7 protein-coding genes are annotated in these 8880 nt (G+C 70.2%); 5 read left to right on the forward strand and 2 right to left on the reverse strand.

Going from position 1 to position 8880, the window contains the following annotated elements:
- Positions 1-141: 141 nt before the first annotated feature.
- Positions 142-840: an endonuclease NucS gene (nucS, locus tag QZ433_RS09350; RefSeq protein ID WP_295782437.1), complete on the reverse strand. Its 699-nt coding sequence runs from the start codon at positions 838-840 to the stop codon at positions 142-144.
- Positions 841-849: 9 nt separating this feature from the next.
- Positions 850-2091: an MFS transporter gene (locus QZ433_RS09355; RefSeq protein WP_295782439.1), complete on the reverse strand. Its 1242-nt coding sequence runs from the start codon at positions 2089-2091 to the stop codon at positions 850-852.
- Between the two features lie 77 nt (positions 2092-2168).
- On the opposite strand from QZ433_RS09355, the gene QZ433_RS09360 reads away from it, so the two are divergent.
- The 5 genes from QZ433_RS09360 to QZ433_RS09380 all read left to right on the forward strand — a co-directional run.
- The gene (locus tag QZ433_RS09360) at positions 2169-3218 is read left to right on the forward strand and encodes a LacI family DNA-binding transcriptional regulator (RefSeq protein WP_295782442.1); all 1050 of its coding nucleotides are present in this window, start codon (positions 2169-2171) and stop codon (positions 3216-3218) included.
- A 97-nt stretch (positions 3219-3315) separates the two neighbouring features.
- The gene (locus QZ433_RS09365) at positions 3316-6243 is read left to right on the forward strand and encodes a Na+/H+ antiporter subunit A (protein ID WP_295782444.1); all 2928 of its coding nucleotides are present in this window, start codon (positions 3316-3318) and stop codon (positions 6241-6243) included.
- Positions 6240-6827 (forward strand): Na(+)/H(+) antiporter subunit C, encoded by a 588-nt coding sequence (locus tag QZ433_RS09370; RefSeq protein ID WP_295782447.1) that lies wholly within the window; start codon positions 6240-6242, stop codon positions 6825-6827. Before QZ433_RS09365 ends, QZ433_RS09370 begins: the two co-directional genes overlap by 4 nt.
- Positions 6824-8380: a Na+/H+ antiporter subunit D gene (locus QZ433_RS09375; protein WP_295782449.1), complete on the forward strand. Its 1557-nt coding sequence runs from the start codon at positions 6824-6826 to the stop codon at positions 8378-8380. Before QZ433_RS09370 ends, QZ433_RS09375 begins: the two co-directional genes overlap by 4 nt.
- The coding region (locus QZ433_RS09380; protein ID WP_295782452.1) for a Na+/H+ antiporter subunit E at positions 8377-8880 on the forward strand (504 nt) is incomplete at its 3' end. The genes QZ433_RS09375 and QZ433_RS09380, both read left to right, overlap by 4 nt.

Raw genomic sequence — 8880 nt, forward strand, 5'->3', positions numbered from 1 at the left:
TCCCGCCCACTCTCTTCCGGTCGACGAAGAGGTCGGCCCCTCACACGTCGGCCGTGCGGGGGCGCCCCCTGCGTCCTCGCGCGGCCGGCTCACTCCGGGCGCAGGCGCCGGGTCGGCGGCATCCGGATGCCGCCCCCGGGCTCAGAACAGGCGCGGAGCGCCCGACTGCACGCCCTTCATCTCGTCGTAGTCGAGGGTGAGGCAGCGGATGCCGCGATCGGTGGCCAGCACGCGCGCCTGCGGCTTGATCTCCTGCGCCGCGAACACGCCCGTCACCGGTGCGAGCAGCGGGTCGCGGTTGAGCAGTTCGAGGTAGCGGGTCAGCTGCTCGACGCCGTCGATGTCGCCGCGGCGCTTGACCTCGATGGCGACCGTGCCGGTGCCGTCGTCGTTGCGCAGCAGGAGGTCGACCGGACCGATGGCGGTGGGGTACTCGCGGCGGACGAGGGTGAGGTTCTCACCCACGACCGACACCTGCTCGGCCAGCAGACGCTGCAGGTCGGCCTCGACGCCGTCCTTGATCAGGCCCGGGTCGACGCCCAGGTCGTGAGCGGTGTCGTGGACGATCTCGTGGATGCGCACCAGCAGGGCGTCACCCGTCTTGGCGTGGGTGACGCGCCAGCGCTCGATCACGCCGTCCTCGACGTCGACCTCATCGGGGTCTTCGCGGGTCAGGCTGCAGGGAGGGCTCATCCAGTTGAGCGGCTTGTAGGAGCCGCCGTCGGAGTGCACCAGCAGACTGCCGTCGTTCTTGTGGACGAGCAGCCGGGTGGCGAGGGGCAGATGCGCGTTGAGACGGCCGGTGTAGTCGACGGAGCAACGGGCGATGACGAGACGCACCCGACGAGCCTAATCGCGCCGCGCGGGCTCGGCGGTGCGTGCGGCGTCGACGACGAGCGGTTTGGCCGCGCCCGAGAAGAGACCGGATGCCACGATCAAGCCGACCACGATGAGCAGCGTGTTGAGCAGACCGATGTGGTCGCCGATCCACCCGAGGATCGGCGGGCCGCACAGGAACGCGACGTAGCCGATGGTCGCCGCAGCCGCGACCCGCGGGGCCGCCTTGGCCGGGTCGTCGGCGGCCGCCGACATGCCGATGGGGAAGCCGAGCGAGGCGCCGAGGCCCCACAGGGCGGCGCCGACGTACACCAGGGGACCGAACGGCGCGAGGATGAACAGCAGCAGGCCCGCCGCCGCGGTACCGGCCAGCACGCGCAGCACGAGCACGCGGCCGAGGCGGTCGACCACCGGGCCGCCGACGATGCGTCCGACCGTCATCGCGACCGAGAACACGGCGAGCACCGCGGGACCCGCCGCTTCAGGCGCACCGTGACCGTAGACGACGGCCGAGGGGAGCCAGTCGTTCGCGCTGCCCTCGGCGAACGCCATACCGAGCATGATGACGCCCAGCGTGTAGGTGCGCGGCTCGCGCCAGGCCTGCAGCGAGACGGCGAGCCGTTCGCGCCAGGGGCGGCGATCCTCGTCGACCGGCCCGTCGAGGGCGGCCTCGGTGCGCGGCACGTTGGCCACGGCGAGGAACGCGACGACGAGGATGACGACCCCCATCGCGAGACAGTGCGCCACCACCGGGATGCGCAGGCTCACCGCCACGAAGCCCAGGCCCGCGCCGATGACGGTGCCGAAGCTGAAGAAGGCGTGCAGCAGCGGCATGATCGTGCGCCCTGTCGCCTTCTCGAGCGCCGCACCCTCGACGTTCATCATCACGTCGACCGCGCCGTTGCCGAAGCCGAACAGCGCCAACCCCACCAGGGTCACGCCGAAGACCTGGACCGTGTCGGCGCCGAACCCGATGATCGCCAGGCCCACGCCCACCAGCACGAGCGCGACGAGCATGCCCGATCGCGCACCGATGCGCGCCATGACGGCCGGCGCGACGGAGAGTCCGATGATGGATGCCACGCCCATCCCCAGCAGCAGCAGGCCCACGCCGGAGTTCTCGATGCCGAGCGCCTCGCGGATCTGCGGCACCCGCGACGCCCAGGTCGAGATGCTCAGCCCGCTCGCGAGGAAGACGGCGCAGATCGCGACGTGCCAGCGCACGAGCTGGGAGCGGGTCAGCGTGGAGTGCATGTGCACACTGTAGCGAATCGATTCGACGCCAATCGAATCGATTCGGCATCCTGGTCCACCCGGGTTACGATCAGCCGGTGAGCCACCGCCGCGCGACCATCAGCGACGTCGCCCGAGAAGCGGGCGTCTCGCCCTCGACCGCCTCCGTGGTCTTCAGCGGCAAGACGCCGACCTCCGCCGAGGTGCGCTCGCGCGTCCTGTCCGCCGCGAAGGCGCTCGGCTACACCGGACCCGACCCGCGCGCGGCCTCGCTGCGCCGCGGACGCTCCGGCATCGTCGGCGTCGTCTTCGACCAGCACCTGGGCACCGCCTTCCTCGACCCCGTGACCACGCACATGATGGACGGTCTGGCCGACGGCGTCTCCCGCCTCGGCGCCGCCCTGCTGCTGCTCCGCGACGACGGCGTGACGGTCAGCGAACCCTCGCTGCACACCGCTCCCATCGACGCCGCCGTGCTGATCGGCTGCAGCCCCCGCATGCGGGAATCGCTCGAGATCGTGCGAGGGCGCGGCATCCCGGTCGTCGTCGTCGAAGGAGACGCGGGCGAGGGGATCCCGCGGGTGCTGCTGGACAACGTCGAGGCGCAGCGCACGGCCGCGCGGCACGTCGAGGCGCTGGGCCATCGCGACGTGGCGCTGGTGACGCTGCCGATCGACACCTCGCGCCATCGCGGGTGGATCGCCGACGACGCGGTCATCCGTGTCGACGTCACCGCGGATCGTCTCGCCGGCGCCCGCGAGGTCTTCCCCGGTGCCCCGGCGATGGCGGCGGCCACGAGCTCGATCGACGAAGGCACGATCGCGGGACGGGCGATCTTCGCCGACGCCGACCGCCGCCCGACCGCCGTGATCGCCCAGAGCGACCTGCTCGCGGCCGGCGTCATCCGCGCGGCCGAGGAGGCGGGCCTGCGCGTGCCGCAGGACATCAGCGTCACGGGCTTCGACGGCGTGGTCGTCGACGGCCTGGCGCCGCACGTGCTCACCACCCTGGTGCAGCCGGCGACGGCCAAGGGGCGAGCGGCCGGCGAGGCCGTCGCGGCGATGCTCGAGGAGGCCGCGCCCTCGGGCCTGGATCTGTCGTGCACCTTCCGCGAGGGCACCACCACCGCGCCTCCGCCTAGCACATGAGAATCCGCGACGCGGGAGCTCCCATGCTCCGCATAGAATAGGTTTCGACACCCCGAGAGCCCGAGCACCCGCTCGTCGACCCCGAGGAGGCCCGAACATGTTGCTGTTCCTGGGCGCCTTCGCAGCTCTGCCTCTTCTGCTCCCGTGGCTCGTCTCGCGCATCGGCGCCCGCGCCTTCTACGTGGCCGCCGTCCTGCCGGCGCTGGCGTTCGCGCACGCCGTGGTGCTCGCGCCCTCGGTGTTCGCGGGCGACATTCCGTTCGAGGAATACCGCTGGATCCCGGCGATCGAGGTCTCGCTCTCGATGCGCATGGATGTGCTCGGGTGGCTGCTGACCCTGGTCGTGACCGGCGTCGGAGCCCTGGTGATGCTCTACTGCCGCTGGTACTTCCGCGGCAAAACGCAGGGCGTCGGGCAGTTCTCGGCGGTCCTGCTCGCCTTCGCCGGCGCGATGTACGGTCTGGTGCTCACCGACGACATCGTCGTGCTCATCATGCTGTGGGAGGCCACGAGCGTCCTGTCGTACCTGTTGATCGGTTACTACCACGCCCGCGCCGCCAGTCGCCGCGCGGCGCTGCAGGCGCTGCTGGTGACCACGCTCGGCGGGCTCGTCATGCTGATCGGCGTCGTGCTGATGGTCGTGCAGGCGGACACCTCGAGCCTCGCGGCGATCCTCGCCGACCCACCCACCGGTCCGGTCGTCGACATCGCCGTCCTGCTGCTGCTGGTCGGCGCCCTCAGCAAGTCCGCGATCTTCCCCTTCCACTTCTGGCTCCCCGGCGCGATGGCCGCACCGACCCCGGTCAGCGCGTACCTGCACGCGGCGGCCATGGTCAAGGCCGGCATCTACCTCGTCGCCCGCCTCGCGCCGGGCTTCGCCGAGACGCCGTTCTGGCGACCGACGCTGATCACGCTCGGCGTGTTCACCATGCTGCTGGGTGGATTCCAGGCGCTGCGCGAGCGCGACCTCAAGCGCATCCTGGCGTTCGGCACCGTGAGCCAGCTCGGCTTCCTCACCGTCATGCTCGGCTATGGCACCCGTGACGCGGCGCTGGCCGGGGTCGCCCTGCTGCTCAGCCACGCCCTGTTCAAGTCGTGCCTGTTCCTGATCGTCGGCGTGATCGACCGTCAGCTCAACACCCGCGACATCGGTCAGCTCTCGGGTCTGGGCCGTCAGGCGCCCGTCATGGCCACCGCCTCCTTCATCGCCATCGCCTCGATGGCCGGCGTCATCCCGACCCTCGGCTTCGTCGCGAAAGAGACCGCGCTCACCGCCCTCCTGCACGAGGCGGAGCAGGGCGCGCCGTGGGGCCTCGTGGCGCTCATCGGCATCGTCGTCGGCTCGGCGCTCACGGCGGGGTACGGCATCCGCTTCCTCTGGGGGGCCTACTGGACCAAGCGCGATGTCGACAAGACCGAGTGGCCCGACCCTCCGATCGGTTTCCTCTCGGCTCCCGTGCTGTTGGCCGGCGGTTCGCTCGTCCTCGGAGTGATCGCCCCCGTCGTGGACGTCTGGCTGACGCCGTACGCCGACGGCCTGCCCGAAGCCACGCCCGGCCTCGAGGCGCCGGCGTACCCGTACCACCTGGCGCTCTGGCACGGTCTGGAGCCCGCCCTGTTCATCTCGCTCGGCACACTCGCCCTCGGCGCCGCGGTGTTCTGGGGCGTCCGCAGGACGCAGCTGCACAAGCGTCGACGCGTGCTGCCCTTCACCGCCAACGACGCGTACAACGGAGCGCTGCGCGGTGTCGACTTCACCTCCGAGTGGGTGACCGCCCGGTTCCAGCGCGGCTCGCTGCCCTTCTACGTCGGCACGATCTTCATCGTTCTGGTCGCGGCGGAGTCCGTCGCCCTGCTGTCGTCGCGGGAATGGCGCGCGCAGCTCGACGCGTGGCAGTCCCCCGCCCAGCTGATCGCCGCCCCCCTCATGATCGCCGCCGGCATCCTGGCCGTCCGGGCCCGCAAGCGGTACACCGGCGTCGCTCTCGTCTCGGTCACGGGCCTGGGCCTGGTGGTGCTGTTCGCCACGAGCGGCGCGCCCGACCTCGCCCTCACCCAGATCCTCGTCGAGACGGTGACGCTGGTCGTCTTCGCCCTCGTGCTGCGCCGGCTCCCCGCGCGCATGGGCGAGCACAACGAGTCGGTCGCCCCGCTGGCGCGCGCGGTGCTCGGCGCGGGTGTCGGCCTGATCATGGCCCTCGTCGCCGTCGTGGCGACCGGAGCCCGTCAGGACCTCCCCATCTCGCTCGAGTGGCCGCCGCTGGCGTACGAGATCGGCCACGGGCGCAACGTCGTCAACGTGGCCCTGGTCGACCTGCGCGGGTGGGACACGATGGGCGAGCTGTCGGTGCTCATCCTGGCCGCGACGGGAGTGGCATCCCTCGTCTTCATCACCGACCGCAGCGACAACCTGAACCGTCGCTCGGGAACGGCCCGCAGCGTCGTCGGCCTGGGTCGCCGTCGCCCGCTCGTCGAGACCGACGCGGGCGTGCGCGCGCAGCGGGTCGGTGAGACCGGTGCGCCGCGCGCGTGGCTGGTGTCGGGCGCCAAGGTGCAGCCCGAGAACCGGTCGATCCTGCTCGAGATCATCATCCGCGTGCTGTTCCACTCGGTCATGATCATCTCGCTGTACCTGCTGTTCGCCGGCCACAACCTGCCCGGTGGCGGCTTCGCGGGCGGCCTGGTCGCCGGTCTCGGCCTGGTGATGCGCTACATCGCCGGCGGGCGGTGGGAGCTCGGGGCAGCCGCCCCGACCGACGCCGGACGACTGCTCGGCGCGGGTATGGCGATCGCCGTGCTGTGCGCGCTGGTGCCGATGGTCTTCGGCTTCGCGCCGCTGCAGAGCTTTACCTTCGAGGGTGAGCTGCCGCTCATCGGTCACTGGGAGTTCGTCACCAGCACGATCTTCGACATCGGGGTGTACCTGGTCGTCATCGGCCTCGTGCTGGACGTCCTGCGCAGCCTGGGCGCGGAGGTCGATCGACAGTCGCAGCTGCCCGAGGATGCCGAGGTGGTCGCCCCATGAGCATCTCGCTGGTCCTGGTCATCGTCATGGCCGTGCTGTTCGCGTGCGGCGTGTACGCGATGCTCGAGCGCAGCCTCACCCGCGTGCTGATCGGCTTCCTGCTGCTCGGCAACGCCGCCAACCTGCTGCTGCTGATCGTCATGGGAGCCCCCGGTCGCGCGCCGTTCTACGACGGGGGACAGACGGATGCCGCGGACATGTCGGATGCGCTGCCCCAGGCGCTGACGCTCACGGCGATCGTCATCACGTTCAGCATCTCGGCGTTCCTGCTGGCCCTGATCTACCGCTCGTGGCAGCTCGGCCAGGCCGACACGGTGATCGACGATGCCGACGACGTCGCGCTGCGCGCGCGCACGCCCCAGATGCCCGACGACGCGATGGACGAGGAGGCCCGCTCGGACGACGACGACGTCACCACGGACTTCGTCGGCGACGTCGCCTCTCCCATCCGCGTGCTGCACCAGGGCGACCTGTCGCAGCTCGTGAACGACGCTCCGGTGGATCGGGTGGCCGTGCGTCGCGATGCGCCCGAGCCGGCATCCGGCGACGACGCGGACGCCCCGAAGGACGGTGATCGCTCGTGAGCGCCCTCGTGCCCCTGCTCGTCGGCATCCCGCTCATCGGTGCCGCGATCAACCTCGTGTTCGGCCGGCGCAAGCGTGTGCAGATCATCGTCTCCGTCGCCTCGTTGGTGACGGTGCTGGTGCTCGGCGCGGTGCTGCTGGTGGCGGTCGACACGAACGGCCCGATCGCCGTGGCGATCGCCGGGTGGGACATCCCTCTCGGCATCGTTCTCTACGTCGACGTGCTGGCAGCGCTGCTGGTGGTGGTCACGAGCATCGTGCTGCTGGCGGTCCTGCTGTTCTCGATCGGCCAGGGCGCCGCCGACAACGACGAGGACACCCCGGTCTCGATCTTCTACCCGGCGTATCTCATCCTCGGCGCGGGTATCTTCAACGCCTTCATCGCGGGCGACCTCTTCAACCTCTACGTGGGCTTCGAGATCCTGCTCGTCGCCTCGTACGTGCTCATCACGCTCGGCGGTACCGAGTCGCGCATCCGCACGGGCGTGGTCTACATCGTCGTCTCGCTGGTGTCGTCGATCCTCTTCCTCGCCGCGATCGCGATGGTCTACGGCGCGCTCGGCACGGTCAACATGGTGCAGATCAGCGAGCGCATGGCGCAGCTGCCGCAGGACATCCAGACCGTGCTGCACGTGATGCTGCTGCTCGCGTTCGCCATCAAAGCGGCGGTGTTCCCGCTGTCGTTCTGGCTGCCCGACTCGTACCCCACGGCGCCGGCGCCGGTGACGGCTGTCTTCGCAGGTTTGCTGACCAAGGTCGGCGTCTACGCGATCATCCGCACCGAGACGCAGCTGTTCGTCGACAACGACCTCAATTTCGTGCTGATGATGGTGGCTCTCGCGACCATGATCGTCGGCATCCTCGGCGCCGTGGCGCAGGCCGAGCTCAAGCGCATCCTGTCGTTCACCCTGGTCAGCCACATCGGCTACATGATCTTCGGCTTGGCGATCAACACCCCGCTGGCGATCGGCGCGACGATCTACTACATCGTCCACCACATCATCGTGCAGACGACGCTGTTCCTCGCGGTGGGGCTCATCGAGCGTCGCGCCGGCAGCACCTCGATCCTCAAGGTCAAGGGCCTCATGCGGGCCGCTCCTCTGCTCGCGGTGCTGTACTTCATCCCGGCGATCAACCTGGGCGGCCTGCCGCCGTTCTCGGGCTTCATCGGCAAGTACGCCCTGTTCGACGCCGCGGCCCAGGTGGGGACGCCGGTGATGATGGTGTTGATCGTCGGCGGCATCGTCACGTCGATCCTCACGCTGTACGCCCTCATGCGCGCGTGGAACCTGTCGTTCTGGCGCGAAGAAGAGGATTCCCCCGAGGCGATGGAACGCATCGCCTACCTCGGAAACGCCCCGGCTGCCGCGATCTCGACCGAGCGGCGCACCACCCCGCGCATCATGACCACGGCGACCGCCGGGATGGTGGTGGTCACGATCGCGCTGACCGTGTTCGCCGGACCGCTGCTCGACGCGTGCCTGCGCGCCGGGGAGCGCATCGCCGACGGCGTCACCCTGGTGCAGCTGCAGGATCAGGCGGGTGAACGATGAGTCCCACGCGTCGCGCTCAGATCTCGCTGTTCCTCCACCAGCTGCCGCTGCTGGTGTGGTTGGTGACGCTGTGGATGCTGCTCTGGGGGCAGTTCACCTGGCTCGCCGCGATCACGGGTCTGGTCATGGCGGTGTTCGTCACGCGCGTCTTCCGGTTGCCGCCGGTCGAGCTGTCGGGGCGCATCAACCTCTGGTACGGCCTGATCTTCGTCGTCACCTTCCTCGGCGCCGTCATCAAGGGATCCCTGATCGTGGCGTGGCAGGTCCTCGACGTGCGGCGCCAGCCGGGAGCGGCGATCATCGCGGTGCCCCTGCGCGTCGACGACGACGTCATCATGGCCCACACCGCGGTCACGGCATCCCTCATCCCGGGATCCCTCATCGTCGACGTCGACCGCGAGAACCGCACGCTCTACCTGCACGCGATCGGTGTGCGCAGCGACGCCGACGCCGAGCACCAGCGCCGCATCGTGCTCGGCTGGGAGGCGCGCATCACGCGT

Source organism: uncultured Microbacterium sp. (assembly GCF_913776565.1).
In the GTDB taxonomy this organism is placed as follows: domain Bacteria; phylum Actinomycetota; class Actinomycetes; order Actinomycetales; family Microbacteriaceae; genus Microbacterium.